We start from the raw sequence: 252 nt of genomic DNA, 5'->3' as shown, positions 1-252 counted from the left end.
CAGGAGGCCGGCAACGGCCTGGTGGACGTGCTGTCCGGGGACGCGGAGCCGTACGGCCGGCTCGCCCAGACGTGGCCGGCGGACGAGGCGCAGGCCGGCGACCTGTTCGACTACGACGTGGCCCGCCAGGGCATCACCTACCGGCACCTGGCGACGGAGCCCGCGTTCTGGTTCGGGCACGGGCTGAGCTACACGGAGGTCCGCTACGAGGGCCTGCGGCTGGTGCGGTCCGACTCGGGCGGCGACGACGCG

Annotated in this window: 1 protein-coding gene; it reads left to right on the top strand. The window is 74.6% G+C overall.

Going from position 1 to position 252, the window contains the following annotated elements; translation table 11 throughout:
* The coding region (locus tag PROKR_RS19580) for a glycoside hydrolase family 3 C-terminal domain-containing protein (RefSeq protein WP_036966038.1) at positions 1-252 on the top strand (252 nt) is incomplete at both ends.

The sequence above is a fragment of the Promicromonospora kroppenstedtii DSM 19349 genome, assembly GCF_000515355.1.
GTDB classification, from domain to species: domain Bacteria; phylum Actinomycetota; class Actinomycetes; order Actinomycetales; family Cellulomonadaceae; genus Promicromonospora; species Promicromonospora kroppenstedtii.
This window is presented reverse-complemented; position numbering and strand designations above follow the sequence as displayed.